Source organism: Saccharopolyspora indica, from assembly GCF_027853965.1.
Taxonomy (GTDB): Bacteria; Actinomycetota; Actinomycetes; order Mycobacteriales; family Pseudonocardiaceae; genus Saccharopolyspora; species Saccharopolyspora indica.
In genome coordinates, this window is the sequence record NZ_JAQGLB010000050.1 from 1 (window position 1) to 1,178 (window position 1,178).

The window sequence follows — 1,178 nt, forward strand, 5'->3', positions numbered from 1 at the left end:
AGTGGTCGAAGGTGGGACTGGCGATTGGGACGAAGTCGTAACAAGGTAGCCGTACCGGAAGGTGCGGCTGGATCACCTCCTTTCTAAGGAGCAACAAAGCACCCCAAACTTTCGGGTTTGGGAGTGTCCAAGTCGAGGGAGCGATCGTCTTCCTGCTTGGGTGCTCAATGGATTGTGGAACACACTAACGTTTAACGAAACGGTCCGCTGTTGGGTATCTGAGAGAACACATAACCATGGGTTGCACTGGGTGTGTGGGTGTTTTCTTCTGGTTGTTGTTTGAGAACTGTATAGTGGGTGCGAGCATCTTTGTGGCCAAGTTGTGTAGGGCACATGGTGGATGCCTTGGTACCAGGGGCCGATGAAGGACGTGGGAGGCCGCGATAGTCCTCGGGGAGCTGTCAACCGAGCTGTGATCCGAGGGTGTCCGAATGGGGAAACCCAGCCCGAGTGATGTCGGGTTACTCATGCCTGAATGTATAGGGTATGAGGGGGAACGCGGGGAAGTGAAACATCTTAGTACCCGTAGGAAGAGAAAACACTGGTGATTCCGTGAGTAGTGGCGAGCGAAAGCGGAGGAGGCTAAACCGTGCGCGTGGGATACCTGGTAGGGGTTGCGTGTGCGGGGTTGTGGGGCACTGTTGGAGGCGGCTACCGACGTCTCAGCGTGGTGTTTCGTGTTAGTTGAACAGGTTGGGAAGCCTGGCCGTAGACGGTGAGAGCCCGGTAGGCGAAAATGCGATTCATGCGTGGGATGGTGTTCCCGAGTAGCAGCGTTTCCGTGGAGGGTGCTGTGAATCTGGCGGGACCACTCGCTAAGCCTAAATACTTCCTGGTGACCGATAGTGGATAGTACCGTGAGGGAATGGTGAAAAGTACCCCGGGAGGGGAGTGAAAGAGTTCCTGAAACCGTGTGCCTGCAAACCGTCAGAGCGGTCTTAGCAGCCGTGATGGCGTGCCTTTTGAAGAATGAGCCTGCGAGTTACTGCTGCGTGGCGAGGTTAACCCGTTGGGGGTAGCCGGAGCGAAAGCGAGTCTGAATAGGGCGTTTTAGTCGCGTGGTGTAGACCCGAAGCGGAGTGATCTACCCATGGCCAGGGTGAAGCGCGGGTAAGACCGTGTGGAGGCCCGAACCCACCAGGGTTGAAAACCTGGGGGATGAGTTGTGGGTAGGGGTG

2 rRNA genes are annotated in these 1,178 nt (G+C 56.4%); both read left to right on the forward strand.

The features are described from left to right. Window positions 1–83: ribosomal RNA gene (locus OU416_RS40175) — 16S ribosomal RNA — on the forward strand; the annotation flags it as partial. A 230-nt stretch (window positions 84–313) separates the two neighbouring features. Next, window positions 314–1,178, forward strand: a 23S ribosomal RNA gene (locus tag OU416_RS40180); the annotation flags it as partial.